Below are 26,754 nucleotides of genomic sequence, written 5' to 3'. Positions count from 1 at the left end.
ACTCAATTAATAGAGGTTTTATGCTTCTAGCGCTTTTGCAATTAAGCGATCAATATATTTCTTATGCGCTTTAGTTGCTGTATCTGCACCCCAAGCAACACTGGTATCGGCTATTTGAGTTAGCTGATATAACGCTGCTGTTTTAGCTAAGTTATCGTATTTGCTTGCTTTGCCAAGACCTGCAATTGCAATTAACTGGTTAACATACTCAATTTGTAAATTGTGACTAATAGAGTTTGCGTCTTTGTTTTTCACGAAAATGCTGGCGGTTAAATCTTCCATAAACTGAGTTAGGCTATATTCGTTACCGTACAAAGCAGTATCAGAAATACGCAGTAATACCGCTGGGTGTAATAGCTGTGCAAGTACAGACTTTTGCATTCCTAAAATCATTTGGTGTGCTTTAGGGTCTTCATTTTTGCCATAGTGATTAAAGCCACGACGTTGCAGCTGTAAGTAGCTATAAAGAGGTTGCATGTTTTGTAGTACATCTGGTGCAAATACAAACTTGGCTAGTATATCCATTGCTTGTGTTTGACGCTCAAGCGATACCGGTGTAAATGGTTTATCTGCATTTGTATCACCCACTACAGCGCGCTCAACGTATACGCCACCAATCTGGCGAGAAACCACACCTGCTTGAGCTCGGTACTGACCAAATAAGCTATTAGCAGAGGTAACAAGCTGTTGGTAAGACTCACCTTTAACCGTTGCTTTATCTTTTAGCTCAGTAAATAGTTTATTAATTAGTGCCATACGATCTGCGCCATAGGCAGCAGGGTTGGACGACAAATCACCAATCATTACACGTGGATCGATATGGCGACCTGGTGCGCGCATATCGTCTGCATCGTTACCAAAGGCAAGGGCATGTTCACTTGAACGAGCAAGTATTTTTTCAAGTCGAGCTTGCTCAGCAGCTTCATCTGCAAGCGCTACGCTGTACCCATAGTTAATTGCCCAATCATCGTAAGGACCAGGTTTTGTTTGAAAAATATCACCTTGCTGCATACCAATTGGGGCAATGTTAGCGGGTGCATAATCCATAACAGAACCGGTTACTATGCCTTGTGTTTTGTTTTTATCGTGTACTTCTTTTTCATCCCACAAAATTGATGATTTCATATTATGGTTAAGACCTAAAGTATGGCCAACTTCGTGAAGTACCAATTGCGTTAGACCTTGGCGAAGCATTTCTTTATCTTCAATTTTGTCGCCGCTAGCAAGGCCTTTGGCAAGCATTAGATTTTGTTGAATCTCATGCCCAAGAGAGCAATTTAGCTCGCCGGTATTTGTTGTTTCACCGTGGCTCATTGTTCCTTGTGTGAAAAGTGTGTCGTAAATCCAGCGGTTTTTCATAAATACAAACTCAAGCATAATGTCTGAGCCCAGTATTTCGCCTGTTAATGGGTTAGCAAGTGCTGGCCCGTATCCGCCAAATGGAGGCTTAGGTGACGAAGTCCAACGCAGTACGTTGTAATTGATATCGCCCGCATCCCAGTCTGCATCATCTGGTTGTACTTTTACCTCTAAGGCATTTTTAAAGCCGGCTTTTTCAAAAGAGGTATTCCACGTTAAAACAGCGTCACGAATAGTATCGCGCCATTCAATGGGTGTGGTGTTTTCTATCCACCAAGTAATTGGTTTTACTGGCTCTGAAAGCGCTGCACTTGAGTCTTTCTTTTGTAAGTCCCAGCGTTTTATAACATCTTGATAAGGTGCCCAATCGGTAGATGTCATTTGATCAAATTGATTTGTAAAATAACCAATGCGCGCATCATCCATACGTGGTGCGTAGTTATTGCTAGGTAGAGCGACAAACGAGTGCTGAACTTTTACCGATACGCTACGCGGGTCGCTTACTGCATTTGAGCCACGTACCGTTGGGCTTGGGTTAGTAAATACGTAATCAACAACCACGTCTAAGTTATTAGGATATGGACGCTGTTTAATAATGCGTGATTTTTTATCGTCTAGTTTACCTACTTTAAAGCGTTTTTTAGCGTTTTTATCTGCTGGATTTGGCGTAGGTGATACTTTATGAAGTGCTTCGCTTAAAAATAACTTATTTACATTAAATGCTATTTTACCGTCTTCTTCTTTTTCTATTTTAATGCTCGCAAGTACCGCTTCACTAATATTGGCATCACTCGCTTTTGAAATTGCACTACTTTCGTCAAATTTGTAGCGAGGTGTTTTGCTAATAATATCGATACGGTCAAAGTATTTTCTAAATTCAATTAACTTAGTTTCGCGGTACGAACCACGATAATGGCCAGCATCTGTAACGCCATCGACAGTGTGCGCAAAATACACAAACGGCGTATTGAGTTGGGATTCGTTAATCACCATAAGGTGCTTACCGGTTTTTTCGTCTTGATAAAGGCTAAATATACCGGCAAATTCGGTTTGTCCTTTGATCATTTCGCTAAGTGTTTTTGACTCTTTTTCGTCTTTTTTATCGGCTGCAAATGCATGGCTGCCAAACGCTAAGCTAAGCGCAAGGGTGATGGTCGTTAATTTCATTTTGAGGCTTTTAATATTTGTTAATTTAATTGGACTGTACGTAAATTAATTTAGTTTCGCACATCTTCGCGATGAAATTTAAGTGTTTAACGCTAATAAACTGATATTAATGAATAAAAGTTTGTAACAAAATATAACGAATGAGATGGACTGCGTGTGAAGTTATATTCTATAGCCCTAAATAGCAGTGGCCTATATCCATTTGTAACAGTTGCTTACAAATGTCACCTTAATGTTTCATATGGCTCTGGTATTATGGCGTTAATAGAATTTTGGGGATAATAGGATATGCAAACAAATTCACTTAGATGGGTTTTTCCATTTGTAGCGCTCATTGTTGGTGTTGTTGGCTTTATGGGAATCAATGCCATTGCAAAAGGTCCAGAAAAAAAAGAAGTAATTGATACTCGTCCAACAGTGCAAGTTGAGCTAGTGATTGCAAACGATCACCAAGTTATTATTAATAGCTACGGTGAAGTAAAGCCTCTTGAAAATACACTGCTCTCGGCGCAGGTGTCGGGCGAGGTGTTAAGTTGGCATCCTAATTTTGTAGCCGGTGGCATAGTTGCTCGCGGTGAAACGTTATTCACTATCGAAAAAGATAATTATGAAGCAGCAGTACTTGTTGCAGAGGCCGAGCTTGCTCGCGCGCAAGCGGGTTTGATAGAGGAGCAAGCTCAAGCTCGAGTAGCCGAAGACGAAGCCAAGCGCTTTCCAAGTAAAGCGCGCACAGATTTATTTTTGCGTAAACCTCAAGTGCTCAGTGCGCAGGCATCTGTAAAGTCGGCGCAAGCAGCATTAAAGCGCGCGCAACGTGATTTGGGTAATTGTGATGTTACAGCCCCTTACGACGCATTGGTTATTAGTCGAAATATAGGTGTTGGACAATTTGTCACTATGGGTTCGCAAGTTGCTGAACTCAATAATATTGAGACCGCTGAAGTGATTATTCCTATAGCAGGGTTCGATAGCGTTTTTTTGCCAGAGCGTATTAAAGGTATTACCGCAACGATTATTCAAAAAGGCCTAAACAGCTTCACCCGTGAAGGTGTAATTGACCGCGACCTAGGGATTGTTGATAACGCTACGCGTATGAGCAGTTTAGTAGTGCGTATAGAAGACCCATACGGTCTTAAGAATATACAACCAGCCATTAAGTTTGGTAGCTACGTACAGGTAAATTTTGCAGGTGCAATGCTTAATAATATTTACCGTTTACCACAAGCTTTAGTTAACAACCAAACTGTGTGGGTAGTAAACGAAAACCAAGAACTAGAGCCTCGCAAAGTAACGGTTATTCGTGAAGAGGGTGAGTATTTTTACATTAGCAGTGGTTTAAATGCCGATGATAAACTTGTTATTACTCTACCTGAATACCCGCAAAAAGGAATGCAGGTTAAAATTGCAGGTGTAGCTACAAAACCTGAAAGCTCAGAAACGAGCACTTCAAACACGCAACAGCTGTAGGGTGTAATAGTTATGAGCGAGTCAATACAACAAAAACAAACAGGGCTAATTGCCTACTTTGCTAATAATTCAGTAGCCGCTAATTTAATGATGTTTTTATCATTATTATGGGGGCTATAAGTTACTTTACGATTCAGCGTCAAATGTTTCCTAATGTAGAGATTAACTACATTAATATTGAGGCTAATTACCCCGGTGCCTCTCCTCAGGAAATAGAAGAAAGCATACTTATAAAAATTGAAGAGTCGCTAAAAGATGTGACTGAAATTAAAAAAGGTGTGTACAGGGCATTTAGAAATGGCGGTACAGCCAGCCTGGAAATAAACACCGATGCAAAACTTACCGATGTGCTTGATAAAGTAAAGTTGCGTGTTGATGGTATTGCGACTTTTCCGGCGGGTATGGAACCGGTCACCATAAGTCAAGTTGAGTTTAGGCAAGACGTAATAGGTATGACGCTCGTTGCTGACTTGCCGCTTACTGAGCTTAAGCCTATAGCAAACCAAATAGAGGATGAGTTACTACAGCTATCTAACGTGTCGTTAGTGGTAAACGATGTTCCTCTTGATGAAATAGCAATTGAAATAGAGCCTGATACGCTGCGCCAATATAATCTAACCCTTAGTGATGTAATGAATGCAGTGCGTCGTTACTCAGCTAACTTTTCGGCGGGGCAGCTAAAAACAGACGCAGGTGTTATTTCTGTTCGCGTCGAGAATCAGTTTTACTCAGGTGAAGAGTTTAGGCAAATTCCGGTAAAAATTGGCGAGTATGGCGCTAAAGTTTTACTGCAAGATATTGCAGTTATTAAAGATCAATTTATCGAAGGTGAGCGCTACTTTAAGTTTAATGGCGAAAACGCGGTGTATTTATCGGTTAAAGCAACACAAGAGCAAAACATGATTCCCGTTGCGGATTCGGTTAAAGCATATATTGATCAAAAAAATAAGCAGCTACCGCCAGGTATTCGATTAGAGCCATTAATGGATATGACCTACTACCTGAATGCTCGCCTTGATATGATGAAAGCTAACCTGTTTCAAGGTGCCATTTTGGTGGCAATTATGTTGTCGTTATTCTTGCGATTTAAACTAGCGCTTTGGGTAATGATTGGCTTACCTGTATGTTTTTTAGGGGCCATGATGATGATGCCGCTATTTGGCATTAGCATTAATATTATTTCGTTATTCGCTTTTATAATGGTGCTCGGCATAGTGGTGGATGATGCCATAGTGATAGGGGAGGCTGCCTACACCGAAGTTGAAAAAAGCGGCGGTGGTGTAGAAAATGTTGTGCGTGGCGCTAACCGAGTCGCGACCCCTGCAACCTTTGGTGTGTTAACAACGATTGCTGTATTTGCACCATTCACAATGTCGAGCGGGCCAGAAAGTGCCTTCTTTTATGGTATAGCCGTTGTAGTAATGCTGTGTTTAGTATTTAGTTTGATTGAATCAAAGCTGATACTGCCAGCTCACATTGCTCATACGCACTTTTCGCCGATTAAAAAAGGTGGCTGGCGCGATCGCTTCAATACACGCTTTTTTGGTTTCGTAAATGGCCCATACAAACGTTTTATTGCTAAGTGTGTTGATTGGCGCTGGACTGTTTTGTTTGCTTTTATTGCAATGTTTATAATCAGTATTGCACTTATTACGTCTAATAAAGTACGTACAGTTCCAACTCCTAAAGTGCCGCACGACTTTCCACAAATACAAGTTGAAATGAACGACAACGTTTCTGACTTACAAACCATTGCCGCTATTCGTGAAATAGAGGCTATGGTACTTAGAGTCGATGAAGAAACAGAACGTGAGTTTGGTCAAAAAATTATTCGTGATGTATTGGTATTTAATCAAGGCAGAACCGAGTCGCAGTTACTTGCGCCATTGGTTGACGAAGACTCACGTCCATACAATGCATTTGAGCTTTCGCGACGGTGGCGTGAGGCTATGCCGACTATTGCTGGTATTAAGTCGTTAACTATTCAAGACGATGTTGGTGGCGGCGGTGGTAATGGTGGCGGCGAGTTTGGCTATTTATTGTATGGTTCAGACATAGATACTTTAAATCAAGCGGGTCGTCGTTTTATTCAATTACTTCAACAGCAAAAAGGGTTGTTTGATATAAGTTCAACCATAGATCCTGCAAGCAAAGAAGTGCAAATGAGCCTTAAACCAGTTGCATACGATTTAGGCTTAGATTTGGCAGGTATTGCAAATCAAGTGGGTGCTAGTTTTTATGGTGGCGAAGCACAGCGCGTAATCCGAAACGGCGAAGAAGTACGCGTAATGGTACGTTATCCTAAACTGACTCGAGAGGCATTTTCATCGCTTAAACACACCATTGTTACTACCCCGCAAGGTCGAGAAGTGCTTCTTGGTGATGTAGTAGAACTAACAGAAACGCCAGGTATTAGCTATATACGCCGCGAAGGTGGCTACCGTACCGTGTATGTTTATGGCAATATTGATGAAGAGCAAATTGAGCCAGGCGAAGTGGTTAAGCAAGTAAAAGAAAACTTACTGCCACAGCTAATTGAAGAATTCCCAAGTGTTAAATCAGAGCTTGGTGGCGCCATTGAAGAGCAGCAAGCTCAAGCTAATGAGCAAATAATGTTTTTTATTGGCGGAATGATTTTAGTATACATACTGCTAGCTGTTCCGCTTAAAAGCTATTCACAACCGCTTATTGTAATGTCGGTTATTCCGTTTAGCTTAACTGGCGCTATTTGGGGTCATTACTGGTTTGATTTAGATATGAGCTTAATGTCGGGCTTTGGCTTAATTGCTGCTGCAGGCGTTGTTATAAACGACTCCCTAGTAATGACCGATTACGTAAACCAAGTTCGCCGCGAGGGTGTTAGCGTTAAAAATGCAGTAATAGAAGCAGGTTGTGCCCGCTTTAGAGCAATCTTATTAACATCAATCACTACCTTTGCTGGTGTATTGCCCATTATGTTTGAAACAAGCCTGCAGGCTAAGTTTGTAATACCTATGGCAGTAGCACTTGGCTTTGCAGTGATGTTTGCAACGTTAATAACGCTTATATTAGTACCGTGTTTATATATTATTCTAGGTGATATTGGTGCCGTATTTAAACGCCCATTTAAAAGCCGAGCTGTGAAAGTCTCGTAGATAAAAAGCATAAAAAAAGCACTGACCGTTATTAACGCTCAGTGCTTTTTATTATCTATTTATTGTTGTTAAACTGGCTACAACAATAATTAATCTTTAAATTGCTTATGGCAATCTTTACAGCCTTTAGCCCATGCACCAAAAGCTTTACCAATTACGGCCTTATCGCCTGATTGAGCCGCTACTGCTAACTCATCTGCGTATTGTTGGAATGCAGTTGCTTTTTTCATAAAAGTATCGTTTTCAGACCAAACAGCAGCAAGTGCAGCTGTGTCGCCTTTATCTGTTCCTTCGTAAAACGCTTCCCATGGCATTTTTGAAAGTGCAGCTGCGTTGTTAGCACGCTTTTTAAATTGCTCTGCGTCAAAAGGTACTTTACCTTTTAGCATTGCGCCCATGTCACCAATTTGTACTGAGATCATTGAAAACGCTGCTTGGCGGTATTCAATCGCGTCACTTGGCTCTTTAAATGCAGAATTTGCAGATACGCTAAATGCACACGTTGCCAGCGCTATTGTTGCTAATACTTTTTTTAATTTCATGTTTGCCCCTGTTGAAAATTGTAATTCTTAATTCGGTATCTTGTATCTAACATCGTATTTATTCAAGTGAATACGATAGATTTAACTAAAACTTAATCGTTTATATCAATATCTGCAAATATCATCCCGCGACGCATGCTTCTAGTTGCTAAGAATACCTCACCAAGTAACGACATAAATGCACATATGAGTAATGCCATTGCTGCTACAAAACAACAAGCAATAGTCACGCCTAAGTTTATAGATTGAATGTGCGATAAAAATAACAACATAACCACAGCGCATACAAGTAATGCGCTTAATACACTTAAACTAAAAGCAATATGAATACATCGAGAACGCTTTAAAAGAGCGCGCAGCTCTGTAGCGAGTGATTTATTAAAGTCCTCGTCAGTACTTACTTTTAATCTGCGTTCTAACTGACGTGCCCTATCGGTAATACGTGCCAAACGATTAGATAAAACACCTAAAGTAGCGGCAATACCCGTGATCAAGAATACTGGGGCAACAGCTGTTTGAATTACTTTAGCCATAGTTAAAATATTTATTACTTCGTTATTCATTCCTACCCTTAATCAGTTGAGCTTGAAAATGACTTATATATCTACAGAGTACCTGATGTAGGCTTATTAAGAAAAGAGGAATTACGTTGATTTACTTTACATAGCTTCACAAAGTAAATCACAACACAGGTTATTTTTAGGTATATTTAATTACTTAATAAAAAAATAAAAACCAACAAGGACTTTGACTGATGAAACGTACTCCATTCGCACTTGCTGCATTATCGCTAGCTATTTTAAGTGGCTGTAATCAAGCCCCTGAAGAAACCAAAAAAAATAATACACAAGTTAAAACGGTTCAAGTAGCCCAAGCTATTGCCCCAGTTGCTAAAAAAGTGCCTCATGAGATGACTATTCATGGTGACACACGTGTAGATAATTACTATTGGTTACGTGATGACGAACGTAAAGCGCCAGAGGTGATTAACTATTTAGAAGCTGAAAATACATACACAGATGCAATGCTTGCACATACCAAAACGCTGCAAAGTGAATTGTTTGAAGAGCTAAAAGGGCGTATCCAAAAAGACGATGATTCAGTCCCAGTTAAAAACGGTGATTATTTTTACTCAACGCAAACACGTGGCGATAACGAGTACACTACTTACTTACGCAGCAGCGATTTTGCAGGTACGGATCAGCAAGTTATTTTAGAAGTAAATGAGCTTGCGAAAGGCCATGATTATTATGCAGTAAGTGGCTTAAATGTAAGCCCGAATGGCAATTTAATGGCTTATGGGGAAGATACTGTTAGCCGTCGTATTTATAGTATAAAAATAAAAGATTTAACAACCGGTAAATTACTCGAAGATACACTTGAGGGCACCAACGGCGGTATAGTTTGGGCAAACGATAATAAAACGGTTTATTACATTAAAAAAGATTTACAAACTTTATTAGGTTATCAAGTTTATCGTCATACATTAGGTACACCACAAGCTGATGATGAGCTAATTTACGAAGAAACTGATACCAGTTACTACATGGGTATGAGTAAAAGCAAAGATGAGTCAGAAATTTATATTTGGCACAGCAGCACAGCAGCATCAGGCGTATCGGTACTAAGTGCTGATGATGCTAAGGCAATGCCTAAACGCTTAATTGAGCGCGAAGCAGGGCTTGAATATGAAATATCTAAACTAGGGAATACTTACTACATTGTAACTAACTTAGATGCTGTAAATTTTCAGCTGATGAAAGTGGATATTGATAAAGCAGGTGACAAAGCAAATTGGCAAAGTGTGATCCCTGCGCGCGATGATATTAAACTCGAAGGCATTGATTTATTTAATGACTACTTAGTTTACCAAGAGCGTGAAATGGGCCAATCAAAGTTGATTGCGCGTGATTTAAAAACAGGTAAAGAGTTACCACTGAGCTTTAACGATAGCGCTTATACAATTGGTACTTATGGTAATAACGATATAGATAGCAGCACGTTACGTGTTTATTACACAAGCATGACTACACCAAGCTCATCGTACGATGTAGATTTAGCGACTGGCGATAAAAAACTACTTAAACAGCAAGCTGTATTAGGTGATTTTGATGCTGATAATTACGCCTCAGAGCGTATTTTTGTAACAGCACGTGATGGCATAAAAGTACCGGTAAGCTTAGTTTACCGTAAAGACGCGTTTAAAAAAGATGGTACTAACCCGCTACTGCAATACGGTTACGGCTCTTATGGCGCAACCATGGATCCTACTTTTTCAAGCACGCGTTTGAGTTTACTTGACCGTGGCTTTGTATTTGCAATTGCCCATGTACGTGGCTCGCAAATGCTAGGTCGTCCTTGGTACGAAGACGGCAAGCTACTCACTAAAAAGAATACGTTTAATGACTTTGTTGATGTAACTAAAGCATTGGTTTCTCAAAAGTATGGCGCAAAAGATGAAATATTTGCGTTAGGTGGCAGTGCTGGTGGCTTATTAATGGGCGCAGTAGCAAACCAAGCGCCTGAGCTTTATAAAGGCATGGTTGCTGCGGTACCATTTGTTGACGTAGTAACCACTATGCTTGATGCGAGCATTCCGCTTACAACAAATGAATACGGTGAGTGGGGTAATCCGAACGAAAAAGCGTATTACGATTACATGCTATCTTACTCGCCATACGACCAAGTATCTAAGCAAGCATATCCTAATATGTTAGTAACGACTGGCTTGCACGATTCACAAGTTCAATACTTTGAGCCTGCAAAATGGGTTGCTAAGCTGCGTGACTATAAAACTGATGACAATAAGTTACTGTTTAAAATAGATATGGAAGCAGGGCACGGTGGTGCATCGGGTCGCTTTAAGCGCCTAGAAGATACCGCGCTAAACTATGCATTTATGCTTGATTTAGCGGGTATTAAAAAGTAGTTACTCTTTATATTTAAATAGATTTAACTCAATAAGGTGCTTTTTAAGAAAGCACCTTTTTTTGTGGTAAATTAAAGCTAAACATAGTGCCTTTACCAATTTCACTTTGTACGTAAATTTCACTATCCATTAGTTTTAATAACCCTCTGCAAATGGCCAATCCTAAACCACCTTGCTGGCGCCCTTCTTTATTAGAATTACTTGCTTGGTAGTGCGGGTCAAAAATAGCATTCAGCTCATCTTCTTTTATACCTACGCCTGTGTCTGATACATGCACAAATAGTTGATTATCGTCACTGCGCTTTACATGTACTGCAATGCTGCCACCGCGAGGGGTGTGCCTAATTGCATTGTCAATTAAGTTACTTAACACGCGCTCTAATTTAGCTATATCGGCAACCACAGGAAAGTCACAAATCGCAGGTTCTACCGACAAACTAATGCCTTTTTTATCAACGGCTAAACTAAATTTTGCCATGCAATCGTAAATGAGTTCACCTAAATTAAAGGTTTCTTTATTTATACTTATTTCGCCATTTTCTAAGTGAGCAAGTTCAAATATTTGCTCTATGAGTAGCTTTAATTGCCCACAATTATTAAGCGATACCTGTAAGTATTCTTGTTGTTCTTTTTGACTTAATTGCTCACCTGACTGATTTAAAACTTCTAAAAACCCCTGCAGTGAAGCAAGTGGGGTGCGTAGGTCGTGCGATAAGTGAGTCAGTAACTCTTTGCGTTGCTTATCGCCTTGCTCAAGTGCTTTAAACTGCTCGTTAATACGGGTAAGCATGGCTTGAATACTTCGCTCTAAACTATGCACTTCGTTACTTTTTTGCGTTGAGTAGTTACTTAGCTTGGTGTCGGTAAGGCTGTAGTTAGCGGCTTCAATATTACTAACATCGCGGGCTAAGCGCTGAATTGGGTTGGTAAAAAAGCGTAGCAAAATTAGCATCGCAATAAATAAAAATGCGAGTGCAGAGCCAAGCCATAAAGCGGCTAGCCATAACTTATCATTATTTTTTACAGTACTTAGTGAGGTGTCGTAAGCCTCACCACCAATAATTACATATAAATAGCCTTGTAGCTTATCTTGATTAAATACTGGCGCGGCTGAAAATATTTTTTGTTGCTCTTTATTACGAGGATTATCACCATAGATAGGTGCAGCGCTTGGGTCGTTAATCAGCCTTTTTAAAGGCGTTAAACTAATATGCGTGCGTTTAACTTTACCCGGCTTTGCTGAGTAAGTAAGAATTTTTCCGGTTTCGTCTACAAAATAAAATTCAAACGCAGGGCCTAATAACATCAAGGTATGAAAGAGGTTTTCAAGCGCTTTATAGTCGTAAACACCTTCTTTTATTAATGGGTTATCTTGTACTAAATGTTCGGCAAGCGCCAAATGTAATTTTTGCTCAGCATGATGTTTTGAGGTGAGTTCTAATTGCTTGCTCCAGCCGTAAACTAGGGCGCAAATAAAACAAAAAATGACAACTAGCGATATAGCTAATTTTTGATACAAAGATAATTTCATAATAGGTGCCTTAATTGAGTTGGCTAGGGTTTAGTTTGTAACCAACCCCCCAAACTGTTTCGATGATAGGCGCTTGTTGGTGTTCTTCTAGCTTGGCACGTAAGCGGTTTATATGTGAATTAACCGTGTGCTCGTAACCACTGTGTTGGTAACCCCATACTTTATCGAGTAACTGCTGACGGCTAAAAACATGATTAGGATGGCGTGCAAAGTAAACGAGTAAATCAAATTCGGTGGCGGTAAGGTTAAGGGCTTGCTTGCCTAAATACACTTGGTGCGAACTAAATTCTATATTGAGTGAGCCTACATTTAGTGTTTGTTCGCTATCAACGGGGGAGTTGTCGTTGTTTTGGCCTGCGAGTAGTTGTGCTCTGTGCCGTAATTGGGTTTTGACTCTGGCTTGTAATTCGCGTGCAAAAAAGGGTTTACAAATATAATCATCGGCGCCCATTTCAAGGCCAATAACTCTGTCCATATCGCTACTCAGCGCGGTGAGTAAAATAACGGAGGTAGTAGGGTAATGCTCTTTTATTTTTCGGCATAAGCTCAAACCATCCATTTGGGGTAAGTTTATATCGAGTAAAATAAGTCCGTAGGGATGCTTAGCTATTTTTTTTAAGGCTAGTTCTGCGCTTACAACATGATCAACATGTAAGTTAAGCGACGTTAGCTGCGTGGTAATTAACTTACCTATTTCTCTGTCATCTTCTACTACTAATATTTTTTCGTGACGCATGTATAACCTCGTAAAAAGGGGGGCATCCGTGCTCCCTTACTTCCCCATTACAAGCTGGAACGTTACTGCGTGCGCGTAATTACTATTTTCGATACTGGGTTATCAAACTTATGTTCAACACCAAGTGCTGATGTAGATAATCCATCTTGATTTGAAACAATGCCTGGATGCATCGTTATTATATCGGCTGTATCGTCACGTATTTCGTTAAACCCTTCACCGCTAGCGGCAGGACCTGGCACAGTTTCAGCTGTTTCTGTATTTGCTTCCGTACCCGCATCATAAGCAGTCGTTGTGCGTGATAACGAACCGCCAACTTCTAATGTTGATACATCTAAAGAACTAAGACCGGTAAAAGCATCATTTGTATTCCCAAGCATGGCAGCAAATGACAAATTAAGCGTTTCTTGCTCTTCAACAGTAATGATTACTGTGGTGGTTTCGCCAGGGGCAATAGCGCCTTCAGCTGAAACTGCAGCAAGTGCATTTTCGTAGCTGAGGTATTCTTCATTTGCGCCGCTTTCTGCAAGCATTTCTAAGCCAACAGAAGCGGTTGTACCGAATGTCCAAGGTGCTTCATCTTCAAAAGCAATGACAGAGAGTGGTGATAAAGGCTGTCCTGCAGTTAAGTTACTAAAAGTAATAGTAAACTCACTTATCACAGGTTCTACAACAATTGGCTCAACAACGACCGGTTCTTCAATAACTGGGTCGTTATCATTATCGCTACACGCTGCAAGTGTGGTTGCAAGTGCAAGAACTAGTAGACTTTTTTTAAGGTTGTTAGCAGATGACATAATCATGCTCCTACTTAACTGTAACGGTTAATTGTGCTACTGGGTTTAACCATCTGTGTACTGTATTACTTAAATCGCTATTACCCGCTTCTAAATCGTCATCACCTAAGCTACCCGGGTGAATATGAATGTTAGTATTTGTATCACCACTTAATACACCTGTACCGCCAGTGCCAGCGTCGCCACCTGGAGCAGCAGGAATACCCGGAGTACCTGGTGCGCCAGAGCCTTCAACTACAAGCTCATTGTTTTGTTCTGTGCCTGCATCGTAAGCATTTAAATTAATTGTGTAAGTACCCGCTTCTGTTGGGATTTTCCAGCTGTTTAAGCCTACAAAGCCATCATTAGTTGGTAGCATCATTGCAGTTAAAGATAGGTACTCATTACCGTCAGTCGTGCTCAGTGTTGCCGTTGTAGATGCGGCTGGTGCAAGTAAACCTTCAGCTGGGTTTGCAGCCATATCACTACCCGCAGCAGTTGCTTGTGCAACTAACTCTTCAATATTGCCGCCTTCAGCCATTGTTTGTAGTGCTGTAGATGCTTGCGTTGCTACTTCAAACAGTGTGTCTTCGCTGTTGTGTGCTGTAATTAACAGTGGAGTAAAGTGAATACCTTTGGTTAGGTTAGTTACTTTTAGGTCTAATTCTGCGGCCATAGTCGATTGGCTAGCTGCCGCTAAAAGAATTGCGATTGTTAATGTAGAAGTTTTCATTATTATTTCCTGTAAGTGATGATTCGAGTTGAGTATTAAATAATCGTCTCCAGAAACTCTCACAAACTTATCACTTTTTTATCACAAGATTTCACGCTGTGATTTTTAAGCATAAATACGTTGGTTGATTTGTAGACATTTGTTTAGTTAAGAGGCAACATACATAAAACAAAAAGGAGAGTGTTATGGAAGAAAATCAACAGGTTGAACCAGTTAATAAAGATGACCGTACGTGGGCTATGTTATGCCATTTAAGTGCGCTTGCTGGGTTTGTTGTGCCGTTTGGCTCAATAATTGGGCCATTAATTGTGTGGTTAATTAAAAGAGATGAAATGCCAATTGTTGACGTGCACGGTAAAAAGGCGCTTAACTTTCAAATAACGATGGCAATTGCATATGTAGTTTGTTTTGTACTGATGTTTGTAGCAATCGGCTTAATATTACTACCTATAGTGGCAATTTTTGGGTTTGTAATGGTTGTAATGGCAAGTATTAAAGCTAATGAAGGTAAAGAGTTTAATTACCCGTTTAGTTTAAATTTGATAAAATAAACACACAGTTTATTTTTATACCAATTGCATTAAATTAGTGACCTATTATAGCGATAAGAAAATAGCTCAATAACAAGGCTAAAATTATGATACATAGTTGTTCTATATAAATAATTTTTAACGTAGTTAGTGAGTTATTTAATACGCTAGAATGATCATGTTTTTAATAAAATTGGTATTATAAACCCAGCTATAGGCTGGGTTTTTACGTTTAGCCATAAGGGCATTATGCTTTATCTCACGTTATTTATTAGCGCATTTATATCTGCGACATTACTGCCTAGCTCTTCTGAGGTGATAATGGTGGGAATGATTACTCAAGATAAAGTTAATTTATGGCTTATGTGGTGCGTAGCAACACTTGGAAATGTGTTAGGGAGCTGTGTTAATTACTGGTTAGGCACGCAGGTACTGCGTTTTAAAGATAAAAAATGGTTTCCTGTATCGCAAAAAGGGCTTGATAGCGCACAAAAGCAATTTAACAAATATGGAGTGTATAGTTTGTTATTTGCTTGGTTGCCGGTTGTGGGAGATCCATTAACGGTGATTGGAGGCATATTTAAAGTACGATTTAGTACCTTTTTACTGTTAGTAACACTAGGCAAAGGCGCTCGCTATTTAGCGGTTATCGCCCTTGCCGTAGGATTCGAAAAGCTTTTTTAAATAAGTTTTTAAGTGCTTATTTAGCCCAATCAAGCGTTAACGACACTGAGTCGGCAAAACGCAGTGCATGTGGTTTATCAACACGTGCTTTAGCGTAATGAACGTTTGGGTGCGCGTGACAAACGGCAAGAATTTCAGCAACTAATTTTTCGAGCAGTAAAAAGTGCCCTTGCTCTACTAAGCTAATAACTTCTTTGGTGATCACTTTGTAATTAAGTGCTTGGTCAACTTCATCCGTTTTACACGCATCATCAGCAGGGTAGTGAATCTCTAGATTGATCACTACATCTTGCTTTTTTTCACGCTCATCGGGGTTAAAGCCAATAAACGTACGCAGGCGTAAATTAGTAACGTTAATAATTGCATTAGCCATAGGGTTAACCTTTTATAAGCTGCAAAAATTCGTTACGTGTTTTAGGATCGCTTCTAAAGTTACCTAACATTACTGATGTACGCATGCTTGAATTTTGCTTTTCTACACCACGCATCATCATACACATGTGTTTTGCCTCAACAATAACGCCTACGCCTTTAGCGCCAGTAACTTCTTCAACTGCTTTAGCGATTTGATGCGTTAACTGTTCTTGAATTTGAAAACGGCGTGAAAACATATCAACAATACGTGCAAATTTAGATAAGCCTAATACTTTACCGTTTGGTATATAAGCAATATGGCAACGGCCAATAAAAGGCAGTAAATGATGCTCACACATAGAGTAGAGTTCTATGTCTTGTACTAACACCATGTCGTCAGCGTCAGATGTAAATACTGCTTTATTAGTTATTTCATCAAGCGTTTGACGATACCCTTGCGTTAAATATTCCATTGCTTTTGCAGCACGTTTTGGCGTATCAAGTAAGCCTTCGCGGTTAGCATCTTCGCCTACAGCGGTGATGATTTTTTCATAACTTTGTTTTAATTCATTGTGCATAAATATCTCAGTTTATTTATATTTACTTTAAATGACGACCGCCATCAATAGGCAAAGAGCGCCCTGTGATGTAGTGGCTTTGTAATAGTAAATCAATGCTATTGATAATTTCTTGGCATCCGGGTTCAATGCCCATTAATGATTTTTTAAGGGTCTTAGCTCGATATTGCTCATCGTCATGTTCATTAAAAATAATGAGCGATGGAGCAACCGAGTTCACTTTTATATTTGGCGCATATTTAGCGCTAAACGATTTGGTTAGGTTGTCGAGTGCTGCTTTACTTGCTGCATAAGCTAAGTGTTTAGGGCTGCCTGTTTCAACTACATAATCAGTAAGATGTATTATATCGGCAGGTACTTTTTCCTTTTGCTGATAGTTTAAAAGCAGCTCTGCGCACATTAAATTAATTAAATACGGTGTTTTGGCATGTATCCGCATCATATTATCAAACAGTGCTGCAAAGTCAGGGTTGTTAGCTTCGCAGTCCCAGCTTGATGCGTTATGAACAATAGCGCGCAGCGATGTTGTATGCTCTTTAAGCGTATTTATAAATGTACTAATACCTTCATCGGTACTAAAATCGGCATAAATACATACAGCGCCTTGTTGCTCTAATTTATCAACAGCGGCGTGACGAGTACGATACGTGATAATAATACTCTGCCCTTGGGTTATATAATGCTGAGCGAGTGCTAAACCAATACGTTGGCCTGCGCCGGTAATTAAAATGGGCGATGTCATATAAGGCAGTGTTCTCTTTGGCGGGTAGTTATACCAATATAATTAAAAATATCATCATTTTATCGCTATTTCATAGGGCTATAATAGCTCACTAATTTAATGCAATTGGTATTATAAAATTCAAAGCGTTAATTTATTAAAATATACGCAGCTTCTTAATCTGTCGATCAAAAAAGCAATTAATCCTCAAAGGCATTAATTGCTTTATTTTAGCTACTAAACCTTAATCGTAAATTGTCGGAATTGGTTGACGCTTATGTTGTGTACGCGTGTAAATGCTTACAAGCTTTTGTTCAACATCATTAGACACAGGTTTACCTTCTAAAAAGTCATCAATTTGCTCATAGCTCAAACCAAGTGCTTCTTCGTCTGTTAAACCTGGGCGGTCACTTTCTAAATCAGCTGTAGGTGCTTTATCTACCAATAAAGCTGGCGCACCTAGTGCAGTAGCAAGTGCACGAACTTGGCGTTTTGATAAACCAAACAGAGGGGCTAAATCGCACGCGCCGTCACCAAATTTAGTATAAAAACCAGTAATGTTTTCAGCACTATGATCGGTACCCACTACTAGGCCTTGGCAAAAACCTGCAATTTCGTACTGAGCAACCATACGTTGACGCGCTTTAACATTACCTTTAATAAAATCTATTTGAGCTTGCTCAGGCAGTGCTTCACCACAGCCAACTACGGCAGCTATCGCTTGCTCATGCAATGCATCAGCCGCAGGTTGTACGTTTACGGTCATACGTTTACTTGGCTGAATAAAATCAACCGCCATTTGTGCTTCATCTTCGTCAGCTTGTACACCATAAGGTAGGCGCACTGCAATAAACTGATACTTGTCAGTATCGTGTTCTTTATTTAGCTCGTTTACAGCAAGTTGACATAAGCGGCCGCAGGTTGATGAGTCAACACCACCGCTAATACCCAGTACTAACGAGCGTGAATGAGCTGCTACCAAACGTGTTTTAATAAAATTAACTCGGCGAGTTATCTCAGCATTTACATCAATCGTTGGCTGAACCTTCATTTCAGCCATAATTTCGGCGCGCATTGCCAGCTCCTTATAAAATTTAATATGTGATACGCAATAAACTTATTATGTGATTTAGTTTTAGTTAATTAAAGTTTTAAATGAGCTTTTATTTGGCGAAGCTCTGCTTTTAATTTTTCTACTTCTTCAAGTAAATCGCTTAATTCTTTGTCTTTAATTACTTCGCTTGGTAGCGCAACAAAGGCATCGGCAGGATTATTTTGTTGTTCGCCAAATAAATGAATATATCGGCTGTCACGTTTACCAGCTTCACGCTCTAGCTTTGTGACGTACTCGCTTTCAATCAGTTTATTGAGCGCTGTCTCTACTTCATTTACGTTATTAAAATCAGCAAGTCTAGCACTGCGGGTTCTTAATTCACCAGGGGTTTGAGCACCACGCAAAAGTAATAAACAAACAATGGCACGCTGCTGAGCAGAAAATTGCAGATTACTAAATTCAGTGTTGCAAAAGCGGTGATCGTATTTATTTACGCGACCCGAAAGACCTTCATCTATTGTAACCAAACGCATTTCTATTAGTTCATCAAGTGCGTTTTGCACGTCTTCATCTGTAAGACTTAACACAGGATCGCGATTAGACTTTTGGTTACATGCGTTCACGAGAGCGTTTAACGATAGCGGATAATGCTCTGGCGTCGTGCTTTGTTTTTCTAATAGGCAACCAAGAATACGTTGTTGATTTGTTGATAACTGCATAAATAATCTCAAATTAGTAAGCGTATTTTATTAGCTTACACCTTTATTGAATGCCAAGCCATTGTTGAAGCTTTGGTTGTAATGCAGCTAAATCGAGAGGCTTACTTAAATAGTCGTTCATGCCTGCGGCTAGACATTTTTCTTTATCGCCCTGCATGGCATTGGCTGTTAGCGCAATAATAGTAATATTTTCATTATCTTTACCTGCATCACCTTCTCTAATGGCTTTAGTGGCTTGGTAGCCATCCATTTCGGGCATTTGGCAATCCATTAAAACTAGCTTATATGGTTTACCTTGTTTTGCATTGAGCTTTACAATTGCCTCAAGGCCATTTTCGGCAATATCAAAAGTAACACCCGCCTGCTTTAATAGCGCAGAGGCAACCACTTGGTTTATTTTATTGTCTTCAACAAGCAATAGTTGTGGTTCTGATGAATCGAGTACTGGCGCTTTAGTTAGCTTATTTTGAAGCTGTGCTTGTTGCTGCTGTTGTTCAATGTATTTATCGTTTGTGAGTGAGTCAAACAAATCAGACGGTGTGAGAGGTTTGAAAATCATACAGTCGACTTCCATACCTACTTTAGACTCCTCAGACGAATAACTCATTGGCGCCATAATAACTAACTTGCAACTATGCATATTTATAAAGTTTTTAAGCGCGGTGATATGCGTTTGTGGGGCTTTTTCAAAAAAGTAGTAATCAACTAAAATAGCACCAGGGTGGGTGGTTACATTACTTAAGTAATCATCAACCTCAAGATAGTTATGTATACAATTAACTTTTGCACCCCAAACAGTGAGCTGCTTATTAGCGGTGTTAGCATTTAACGAGCACTCATCAATAATTAAAATATGTTTGTTTTTAATTAAATGACTCGGTAAATCTTGTTCTTTACTTAAGCGCGGTTGTATTTGTACTGTGAAAGAAAATGTACTTCCTTCACCTTGCATACTGTTTACACTCACTTCACCGTTCATCAGTTCGCACAATTGTTTTACTATGGCAAGGCCAAGCCCTGTGCCCCCAAATTGGCGTGTTGTTGAAGCATCGGCTTGTGTGAATGAGTCAAATAACGACGCTTGTTTTTTAGGGTCAATACCAATACCAGTATCAATAATCGAACATTGAAGGAACGAGCCATCCGTTGTTTCATCTATTCTGGCAGTAATGACTACTTCGCCATCAATAGTAAATTTAACCGCGTTGCCAATTAAGTTATTTAAAATTTGGCGCAAGCGGTTAGGGTCACTAATTATCTCGCTAACAGTTATTTGAGTAGCATCTAGAATAAGTTTTGTATTGTTTTGTTCTACCTTTAAAGCAAAGGATTCCACCACTTCGCCTAATAACCGAGGTAAATTAAATTGCACGTTTTCAATATCGAGCTTACCGGCTTCAATTTTAGAAAAGTCTAATATGTCATTAATTATATTAAGCAAAGATTGAGCTGATGATTGAGCAAGTTCTATATGATGTTTTTGCTGTAGGTCCAATTGAGTTTGCTTAATTATGTTAAGCATCCCTAAAACACCGTTCATTGGGGTGCGAATTTCGTGGCTCATACTCGCTAAAAATTCACTTTTAGCTTCAACAGCTTGTTCGGCGGTTTCTTTGGCAGAAACTAGTTTTTGTTCGGTTTCAATTCGCTGTTGGCTTGAGTGCAAGCTGCCTATTAACGCAGCAACGGCAATTAAAAAGCTTTCTTCGTTTTTAGACCAGTAGCGTTTTGATTGACATTGCTCTGCGCAGACGACTCCTATAGCGCCACTTCCTGCAGGGATTATTACGCACAGCATTGATTTAATCTCGAGAGTCATTAAATACTGTTCTTTAATTGGCTCGAGTATTGGGTGTTCTTGGGCGTCAGGCACATTAAATACAGGCTGGTGATCTATTGCATTAAAAAAGCCGGGAAGTTTTTTTCTTAGCCAAATAGAGTCAATTTTATCACTAGACGAATGTTTGCTATGTATGGCAAAAGGGCTTAGTTGGGATTTGTCTTCATTAAAAAACCAAATACTGGCACGTTTAATATCAAATGCTTGGCAGATTGCTTCAGTGATAATATCTTTCGATTGGCTCAGCTGCCCAGTTAATATTAATTTATTAACGGTAAGGGAAGCTAAAATTTCGTTGTGTAATGCTGTTTTATTATTTTCTAATTCAATCTTTTTACGGGTATCAATATTCTGTAATGAGCCAAAAATACGTGTGCATCGTCCATTTTTTCGTTCTGCTTCACCATGTACGAGTACCCAAACAGATTCACCTTCTTCATCCATTACTTCTAATTCAACTTCGTAGCTTTCACCATATTTAATGGCTCGTTCAATTAAAGGTTTAATTGTTTCTCTGCTAGTGCCTTTTTTAAAGTAATTTAAATCTTTAGGCCATTCTGGTTGGCTATTTAATGGGTATTTAAATAGTTTTTTGGTCATATCAGACCAATACACTTGTTTCGTTTCTAAGTTAAATGACCATGCGCCTATTTGGGCTAGATCACTCATTGCCTCAAGCATTTTTTCGTTTTGTTGCTGGCGATTAAGCATTTTCAAAAAGAATAAAAAGGCCCAAATTAATAACCCGCAAATAATTATAATTGATAGCCTAAGTGGCCATACAGCTGAATTTGGTGGGCTCCAACCTATTTTAGGTGCTACGTAAAGTTGCCAATTGCCACCTTGAAAGCTTAACGTAAACTCAAGGGGGTCTTGCTCTATTATGTTTTGATTACCGTAAAAAAACTCCCCTTTGCTGCCAAGTCCATGCCTGCCTTGTAAAGCGACGTTGTATTCTTTTTCTAGCTCATAAATACCTGAATTTTCATAGACTTTGTCAATGTTGAGAACAACTGAAAGTAATCCCCAAAAGCGATTTTCTGGCGGTATGTAAACAGGAACGCGGGCTATAAGTGCTATGTCACCTTGGATTAATTTTAATGGGCCAGCCATTACAATGGTATTTGTATCGCGAGCTCTAATAGCATCAGCGCGTTGGTTTTTTTCTTCTAAAAAGTTTAAACCGAGTGCTTTTTCATTACCTTTTAAGGGGTAAGTCATACGAATTACCATATCGGGAGCGCCACCAATATTGCGAAGCTCATTTGAGGTTTTAAATAGTGGTTGGGCAATTTGTTCAAACTGTGTTTGCTGTAAATCAGGCTGCGCTGCTACGGCAACACCTAAGCCTCGAACTAGTTGGATATTAGAAACTAAAATAGATTCTAATTGAGCTCGATATGTACTTACTTCAGAAAGAATTTGTAGGCGATGGGCATCTTTAACACGATTGTAGTTAATACGATCAAGTACGATACCAACTAGTACAGTTAGCGTAAGCGATAACCAAAAGGTCAACTTAAAGTTATGAACGTTCGTTTTTTTATTGTTAGTAGATGGTGGCATTTGCTACATCGTGGCGTTAATTTAGGCAAATTAACTATAGCTAATTTATTACACAAATGAAAACGGCGCATTAACAAATGCGCCGTTTATTTTTTATAATTAGTAGTTTAGCGAGTTACGAGTCGCTAACTTCACGCGCCCAGTGATTTTGCTTTGCTACATGTAGCTTGCGGTAACCATCAAGTAGCGCCGCATGCTTTTTAAAGCCTTCAAGCGATAAACCAGGGAAAGTTAAACCGTTAAACTGCTTTTTACCTTCGGCAATTTCTATAGCCAGCGCTACATTATTAGCACCAAACATTAAGCCTAGTGCATCTTGGTAATCTGCGTATTCGCGCTCGTCATCGTATTTAATTTCAAGAACTGCTTTTAAACAGCGGAAGTGGCGCATTGCCTCTTCGTTTACTTGGCCTGTATGAAGTATCCAGTCAACCCAATCAATGGCTTCTTCGCTGCCTGCAGCTAAACATAGGTGTGCTTTAAGCTCACCTATACGCAGTGTGTGCCATGGTGTGTCGGCATCGGTTGCAAGGCCAATAAATTCTGCGGCGCGGATAATATCGCTGTGGCCTGCTTCTTCTAGGCTGTCGTAAATTTCCATCCATTGCTCTGCATCGTACTGATCAAGCGATAGGAATGTTTCGCGAAATTTTGCGCCTTCGTTGTTGTTACGCCAAATAAGCTCATCAACAGGGTAAATGTCAGACATGCCAGGTACTAAAATACGACATGCGTATACGTTTAGGTGTGTGTAATCCATGATGTAGATATCATGATCCATGCTATGAATTAGGTCAGTACAGAAGTTATATTCTTCTTCAGTTGTTCCGCTAAAGTCCCAGTGTACAAATTCAAAATCAGGTTTTGCACGGAAAAAATCATGCGAAATCAAACCGCTTGAATCAATAAAGTGCAGTTCAATGTTCTCTGGTGTTGCTACTTCATCGTTATCAAATGTTGCAGGTTGGAATACATCTAGCTGATCAAGACGTCGACCTTGTAGTAACTCAGTCACGGTACGCTCAAGTGCAACTTCAAATGATGGGTGAGCACCAAAAGAAGCAAATACAGAGCCATCTGTTGGGTTAATAAGCGTTACGCTCATTACAGGGTATTTGCCCCCAAGTGATGCATCGGCAATACGTAAATGAAAGCCATGGCTGCGAAGTTCTTCACACGCTTCGTGAATTTTAGGGTATTGCTTAACAACATCTTCAGGCACGATTGGTAAACAAATACCTTCGGCGATGATGCGGTTTTTAATTGCGCGCTCAAATACTTCTGATAAACCTTGTACACGAGCTTCAAACTTGGTGTTACCTGCGCTCATACCGTTAGATACAAAAATATTACCGATAACGTTTACCGGAATGTATACGTCTTGGTTATCGCGTTGGCGTGTGTATGGCAGGGTACAAATACCACGGTCGATATTGCCTGAGTTAAAATCAAAAAGGTGTGATGCGTTTAGTTCGCGCTCTGGGTCAAAGTAATCCCATAAGCTTTCATCCATAATGCCCTCTGGCACTTCATCGCCTTCAACTTTAAACCATTTTTCGCTTGGGTAATGAGTAAACTCGCCATTAGCAAATTCTTCACCTAGATAAAAGTCTGCAAAAAAGTAGTTACAGCTTAAACGTTCAAAGTATTCACCGAGTGCTGAAGCAATAGATGCTTTGTCGGTTGCGCCTTTACCATTGGTAAACATAACACCGCAGTCGCTGTCTTTTATATGAACCGAATAACAGTTAGCTACAGGGTTAAGCCAAAGCGCTTCTTCAACATTAATGTTTAGGGCTTTAAGCTTGTTTTGCATGGTAGAGATTGACGATTCTAGGTCGCGGTCTTTACCTTTGATAAATGTTTTTTCAGTCATATTGATCTCAACTAGTTCTGCACGATGTGTGGAGCTGACATTATCGTGGATTTTGATGTTTATTTCACCCTTTGCGAGCAAGAACATTATTATTTAATAAAACTGTGGTTATTATATGTGCTTAACGCTTGGTCAAAACGTGCAAAGGAAACGGTGATGTTTAAAGTAATCAAACGCTTGTTGTTATTAATTGTAATATTAGGGCTGGCAAGTACCGCTGTTGTTTATGGGGTACTTAGTTTAAGTTTACCCGCCCTTGATGGAAACGGACGCAGTAACGCGGTAGCAGAGCCTGTAAAAATTTCGCGAGATGCATTAGGGCAAGCAGTAATAAACGCCAATAGCCGAAACGACGCCGCCTACGGTTTAGGTTATGCGCATGGGCAAGACCGATTTTTTCAAATGGATTTACTAAGGCGTAATGCCGCAGGTGAGTTAAGTGAATTATTTGGCCAAGCAGCGTTGGGGCTCGATAAAAAAATGCGTTTTCATCAATTACGTAAACGCAGCCAAATTATTTTACAAACCCTGCCTGAGACCGATAAGCAATTACTTAAAAGTTACGCTCAAGGTGTAAACGAAGGCTTAGCGCAAGTAGGGTATTCAAGCTTTGAATATTTACTAACCGGTGCAGCGCAAAAGCCATGGCTAAGTGAAGACAGCCTACTTGTGATATTTAGCATGTACCTTGATTTACAAAGCGCCACATTTGAGCGCGACCAAGCACTTATTCAAATTGAGCAAGCGTACACAAAGCAAATGGTTGATTTTTTAACGCAACCGAGTAAGTACCAAGCCGCGCTTGATGGCAGTAAATTAGCGCCTTATAGCGACGGCATACCTACCTTTCCAACTCAAACAAAGCATATAGTTAAAAGTATTGAAGCCAACCAAGAGCGCGGCAGTAATAACTGGGCTGTTACAGGGGCGCTTACTAAAACAGGGGGTGGTATGGTGTCGGATGATATGCATTTATCGATGGCAGTACCTGTAATTTGGTACAGGGCACAATTAAATTACATGCACAGTGGTGAGCAGACTCAGGTAACCGGTGTATCGTTGCCCGGCGCACCTGCCATTGTTGTTGGCACTAACAACAATGTTGCATGGGGATTTACTAACGGTTATTTAGATACAGCCGATTGGATTGCATTAAACGATGATAGTAAAACATGGCAAGTAGATGAACCTATTGCATTACCCGATGGGGAGGTTGAAAACTATTCATTAATACTCAGTGAATACGGACCTGTAAAATATATTAACGAAAAACCTTATGCGTTGAGCTGGGCTGCCCATCAGCCTTATGCCGTTAATATGGAGTTATTAAAATTAGAGCAAGCCAAAACGGTAGATGATGCACTTGCTGTAGCAAGCGATGTAGGTATTCCGGTACAAAATCTTATGGTGGTAGACAGCCTTGGTAGCGCAGCGTGGAAAAACATGGGGGGTATACCGGCTCGTAAAGCGCCAAGTGAGCTTGGCGTAAATGCCGATGACTACTCAGCGCTTTGGCAGCAAAATGAATTACAACGCCCTTTTATTAAAAACCCGCAAAACGGTCGATTATGGACTGGTAATTCTCGCGTGGTATCGGCTGAGGATGACGCACGTTTTGGTAATGGTGGCTATGCACTCGGCGCACGTTCGAGTCAAATTCGCGATAGATTATTTGAAAAACAAACATTTGCTGAGAGCGACTTTTACGCATTACAACTTGATAATCAAGCTCGCTTTTTAATGCCTTGGCATGCTCTGCTATTAAAGCAATTAAAAGCCGATATAACTAAAAATCAGCAATATATAACAGCGCTTGAAAACTGGCAGCAATGTGCGTGTTCAACCTCCACAGGGTATACCTTAGTTAAGCGCTACCGCGATGAAGTGATTAATATTTTATTTAGCAGTATGGAAGATGAATTAAATAAACAACAAGGCACACTTAAATATGTAAAACGAGATTTAGAGCCCGCTGTTTGGCAGCTTGTTAACAACAAACCCGACACATGGATAAACCCACAATTTAAAAGCTGGGATGAGCAGTTACAAGGAGCATTTAGCCAAACTATTACTAAGCTTACAGAACAATTTGGTAATAATGTACAAAGCTGGCAGTGGGGCAAGGTCAATGAGTTAGTGATAGAGCATCCGTTTGCAAAGCAAATGCCGTTACTTGCTAAGTTATTAAATATGCCCACAGCAGCGGGTTTTGGTGATAGTTATATGCCCGCCGTACAAGGGCGTAGTTTTGGCGCATCGCAGCGTTTTATTGCTCAACCAGGGCATTTAGAACATGCAATTTTAGCTATTCCTGGTGGGCAATCGGGGCACCCTCTTTCTGAATTTTACAGAGCGGGGTTTAGTGATTACGTAGAAGGTAAGCATACACCTTTATTGCCTCAAGAGTTAATACATCAAATAGTAATAAAGCCGACACGATGAACTAAAGTATAGCTAA

Annotated in this window: 19 protein-coding genes and 1 pseudogene; 6 read left to right on the top strand and 14 right to left on the bottom strand. The window is 39.9% G+C overall.

Features of this window, described 5'->3' with window-relative positions; translation table 11 throughout:
* Positions 1 to 18 precede the first annotated feature (18 nt).
* A complete protein-coding gene (locus H5117_RS11860; protein ID WP_182733892.1) occupies positions 19 to 2,526 on the bottom strand; it encodes a zinc-dependent metalloprotease in 2,508 nt (835 codons plus the stop codon).
* Positions 2,527 to 2,814: 288 nt separating this feature from the next.
* Between H5117_RS11860 and H5117_RS11855 the strand changes: the two genes are divergently transcribed.
* Positions 2,815 to 3,993, top strand: coding sequence for an efflux RND transporter periplasmic adaptor subunit (locus tag H5117_RS11855; protein WP_182738007.1), 1,179 nt, complete (start codon positions 2,815 to 2,817; stop codon positions 3,991 to 3,993).
* A gap of 12 nt (positions 3,994 to 4,005) precedes the next feature.
* Positions 4,006 to 7,127: pseudogene (locus H5117_RS11850) on the top strand (efflux RND transporter permease subunit).
* An 89-nt stretch (positions 7,128 to 7,216) separates the two neighbouring features.
* On the opposite strand, the gene H5117_RS11845 reads toward H5117_RS11850, so the two are convergent.
* Together H5117_RS11845 and H5117_RS11840 are read right to left on the bottom strand one after the other, a co-directional pair.
* A complete protein-coding gene (locus tag H5117_RS11845; protein ID WP_024595584.1) occupies positions 7,217 to 7,669 on the bottom strand; it encodes a cytochrome c in 453 nt (150 codons plus the stop codon).
* 92 nt (positions 7,670 to 7,761) lie between these two features.
* Positions 7,762 to 8,232: a DUF2721 domain-containing protein gene (locus H5117_RS11840; protein ID WP_007377300.1), complete on the bottom strand. Its 471-nt coding sequence runs from the start codon at positions 8,230 to 8,232 to the stop codon at positions 7,762 to 7,764.
* A gap of 191 nt (positions 8,233 to 8,423) precedes the next feature.
* Here H5117_RS11840 and H5117_RS11835 point away from each other — a divergent pair, with 191 nt between their 5' ends.
* Positions 8,424 to 10,598 (top strand): S9 family peptidase, encoded by a 2,175-nt coding sequence (locus H5117_RS11835; RefSeq protein ID WP_182738004.1) that lies wholly within the window; start codon positions 8,424 to 8,426, stop codon positions 10,596 to 10,598.
* A gap of 43 nt (positions 10,599 to 10,641) precedes the next feature.
* Here H5117_RS11835 and H5117_RS11830 read toward each other — a convergent pair whose 3' ends face one another.
* From H5117_RS11830 to H5117_RS11815, 4 genes are all read right to left on the bottom strand, one after another.
* Positions 10,642 to 12,129 carry a cell wall metabolism sensor histidine kinase WalK gene (locus tag H5117_RS11830; RefSeq protein WP_182738002.1) on the bottom strand — a complete coding sequence of 496 codons (1,488 nt, stop codon included), beginning with the start codon at positions 12,127 to 12,129 and terminating at the stop codon, positions 10,642 to 10,644.
* A 10-nt stretch (positions 12,130 to 12,139) separates the two neighbouring features.
* On the bottom strand, positions 12,140 to 12,865 hold the full coding sequence (locus H5117_RS11825; RefSeq protein WP_166377902.1) for a response regulator transcription factor: 726 nt from the start codon (positions 12,863 to 12,865) through the stop codon (positions 12,140 to 12,142).
* A 62-nt stretch (positions 12,866 to 12,927) separates the two neighbouring features.
* A complete protein-coding gene (locus H5117_RS11820) occupies positions 12,928 to 13,662 on the bottom strand; it encodes a spondin domain-containing protein (protein WP_182738000.1) in 735 nt (244 codons plus the stop codon).
* A 10-nt stretch (positions 13,663 to 13,672) separates the two neighbouring features.
* Positions 13,673 to 14,374 (bottom strand): spondin domain-containing protein, encoded by a 702-nt coding sequence (locus H5117_RS11815; RefSeq protein ID WP_154903805.1) that lies wholly within the window; start codon positions 14,372 to 14,374, stop codon positions 13,673 to 13,675.
* A gap of 185 nt (positions 14,375 to 14,559) precedes the next feature.
* Here H5117_RS11815 and H5117_RS11810 point away from each other — a divergent pair, with 185 nt between their 5' ends.
* Together H5117_RS11810 and H5117_RS11805 are read left to right on the top strand one after the other, a co-directional pair.
* Positions 14,560 to 14,925 carry a DUF4870 domain-containing protein gene (locus tag H5117_RS11810; RefSeq protein WP_182696051.1) on the top strand — a complete coding sequence of 122 codons (366 nt, stop codon included), beginning with the start codon at positions 14,560 to 14,562 and terminating at the stop codon, positions 14,923 to 14,925.
* Positions 14,926 to 15,153: 228 nt separating this feature from the next.
* Complete coding sequence (locus tag H5117_RS11805) at positions 15,154 to 15,588, top strand: YqaA family protein (RefSeq protein WP_182195417.1); 435 nt, start codon at positions 15,154 to 15,156, stop codon at positions 15,586 to 15,588.
* A gap of 16 nt (positions 15,589 to 15,604) precedes the next feature.
* On the opposite strand, the gene folX is transcribed toward H5117_RS11805, so the two are convergent.
* The 7 genes from folX to ycaO all read right to left on the bottom strand — a co-directional run bounded on the left by folX (position 15,605) and on the right by ycaO (position 24,296).
* Positions 15,605 to 15,961 (bottom strand): dihydroneopterin triphosphate 2'-epimerase, encoded by a 357-nt coding sequence (gene folX / locus H5117_RS11800; RefSeq protein ID WP_182737998.1) that lies wholly within the window; start codon positions 15,959 to 15,961, stop codon positions 15,605 to 15,607.
* A gap of 4 nt (positions 15,962 to 15,965) precedes the next feature.
* Positions 15,966 to 16,520, bottom strand: coding sequence for a GTP cyclohydrolase I FolE (gene folE / locus H5117_RS11795; RefSeq protein WP_182737996.1), 555 nt, complete (start codon positions 16,518 to 16,520; stop codon positions 15,966 to 15,968).
* Between the two features lie 22 nt (positions 16,521 to 16,542).
* The gene (gene folM, locus H5117_RS11790; RefSeq protein WP_182737994.1) at positions 16,543 to 17,262 is read right to left on the bottom strand and encodes a dihydromonapterin reductase; all 720 of its coding nucleotides are present in this window, start codon (positions 17,260 to 17,262) and stop codon (positions 16,543 to 16,545) included.
* A 223-nt stretch (positions 17,263 to 17,485) separates the two neighbouring features.
* Positions 17,486 to 18,316 carry an ammonia-dependent NAD(+) synthetase gene (gene nadE / locus H5117_RS11785; RefSeq protein WP_024589633.1) on the bottom strand — a complete coding sequence of 277 codons (831 nt, stop codon included), beginning with the start codon at positions 18,314 to 18,316 and terminating at the stop codon, positions 17,486 to 17,488.
* A gap of 68 nt (positions 18,317 to 18,384) precedes the next feature.
* Complete coding sequence (locus tag H5117_RS11780; protein ID WP_182694489.1) at positions 18,385 to 19,014, bottom strand: YceH family protein; 630 nt, start codon at positions 19,012 to 19,014, stop codon at positions 18,385 to 18,387.
* A gap of 43 nt (positions 19,015 to 19,057) precedes the next feature.
* Complete coding sequence (locus tag H5117_RS11775) at positions 19,058 to 22,420, bottom strand: ATP-binding protein (protein ID WP_182737992.1); 3,363 nt, start codon at positions 22,418 to 22,420, stop codon at positions 19,058 to 19,060.
* Positions 22,421 to 22,535: 115 nt separating this feature from the next.
* The gene (ycaO, locus tag H5117_RS11770) at positions 22,536 to 24,296 is read right to left on the bottom strand and encodes a 30S ribosomal protein S12 methylthiotransferase accessory factor YcaO (protein ID WP_024595461.1); all 1,761 of its coding nucleotides are present in this window, start codon (positions 24,294 to 24,296) and stop codon (positions 22,536 to 22,538) included.
* Positions 24,297 to 24,452: 156 nt separating this feature from the next.
* On the opposite strand from ycaO, the gene H5117_RS11765 reads away from it, so the two are divergent.
* Positions 24,453 to 26,738 (top strand): penicillin acylase family protein, encoded by a 2,286-nt coding sequence (locus tag H5117_RS11765; protein WP_182737990.1) that lies wholly within the window; start codon positions 24,453 to 24,455, stop codon positions 26,736 to 26,738.
* Positions 26,739 to 26,754 lie beyond the last annotated feature (16 nt).

It is taken from the genome of Pseudoalteromonas sp. SG45-1, from assembly GCF_014164135.1.
Classification (GTDB): Bacteria; Pseudomonadota; Gammaproteobacteria; order Enterobacterales; family Alteromonadaceae; genus Pseudoalteromonas; species Pseudoalteromonas distincta.
The sequence above is the reverse complement of the archived record's forward strand: the minus strand, read 5'-3'. Positions and strand labels throughout refer to the sequence as shown.

What these genes read in the sequence shown, in the direction of transcription:
- H5117_RS11860 (WP_182733892.1), bottom strand. Translation starts at nt 2,526, where the DNA reads ATGAAATTAACGACCATCACCCTTGCGCTTAGCTTAGCGTTTGGCAGC.
- H5117_RS11855 (WP_182738007.1), top strand. Translation starts at nt 2,815, where the DNA reads ATGCAAACAAATTCACTTAGATGGGTTTTTCCATTTGTAGCGCTCATT.
- H5117_RS11845 (WP_024595584.1), bottom strand. Translation starts at nt 7,669, where the DNA reads ATGAAATTAAAAAAAGTATTAGCAACAATAGCGCTGGCAACGTGTGCA.
- H5117_RS11840 (WP_007377300.1), bottom strand. Translation starts at nt 8,232, where the DNA reads ATGAATAACGAAGTAATAAATATTTTAACTATGGCTAAAGTAATTCAA.
- H5117_RS11835 (WP_182738004.1), top strand. Translation starts at nt 8,424, where the DNA reads ATGAAACGTACTCCATTCGCACTTGCTGCATTATCGCTAGCTATTTTA.
- H5117_RS11830 (WP_182738002.1), bottom strand. Translation starts at nt 12,129, where the DNA reads ATGAAATTATCTTTGTATCAAAAATTAGCTATATCGCTAGTTGTCATT.
- H5117_RS11825 (WP_166377902.1), bottom strand. Translation starts at nt 12,865, where the DNA reads ATGCGTCACGAAAAAATATTAGTAGTAGAAGATGACAGAGAAATAGGT.
- H5117_RS11820 (WP_182738000.1), bottom strand. Translation starts at nt 13,662, where the DNA reads ATGTCATCTGCTAACAACCTTAAAAAAAGTCTACTAGTTCTTGCACTT.
- H5117_RS11815 (WP_154903805.1), bottom strand. Translation starts at nt 14,374, where the DNA reads ATGAAAACTTCTACATTAACAATCGCAATTCTTTTAGCGGCAGCTAGC.
- H5117_RS11810 (WP_182696051.1), top strand. Translation starts at nt 14,560, where the DNA reads ATGGAAGAAAATCAACAGGTTGAACCAGTTAATAAAGATGACCGTACG.
- H5117_RS11805 (WP_182195417.1), top strand. Translation starts at nt 15,154, where the DNA reads ATGCTTTATCTCACGTTATTTATTAGCGCATTTATATCTGCGACATTA.
- folX (WP_182737998.1), bottom strand. Translation starts at nt 15,961, where the DNA reads ATGGCTAATGCAATTATTAACGTTACTAATTTACGCCTGCGTACGTTT.
- folE (WP_182737996.1), bottom strand. Translation starts at nt 16,520, where the DNA reads ATGCACAATGAATTAAAACAAAGTTATGAAAAAATCATCACCGCTGTA.
- folM (WP_182737994.1), bottom strand. Translation starts at nt 17,262, where the DNA reads ATGACATCGCCCATTTTAATTACCGGCGCAGGCCAACGTATTGGTTTA.
- nadE (WP_024589633.1), bottom strand. Translation starts at nt 18,316, where the DNA reads ATGCGCGCCGAAATTATGGCTGAAATGAAGGTTCAGCCAACGATTGAT.
- H5117_RS11780 (WP_182694489.1), bottom strand. Translation starts at nt 19,014, where the DNA reads ATGCAGTTATCAACAAATCAACAACGTATTCTTGGTTGCCTATTAGAA.
- H5117_RS11775 (WP_182737992.1), bottom strand. Translation starts at nt 22,420, where the DNA reads ATGCCACCATCTACTAACAATAAAAAAACGAACGTTCATAACTTTAAG.
- ycaO (WP_024595461.1), bottom strand. Translation starts at nt 24,296, where the DNA reads ATGACTGAAAAAACATTTATCAAAGGTAAAGACCGCGACCTAGAATCG.
- H5117_RS11765 (WP_182737990.1), top strand. Translation starts at nt 24,453, where the DNA reads ATGTTTAAAGTAATCAAACGCTTGTTGTTATTAATTGTAATATTAGGG.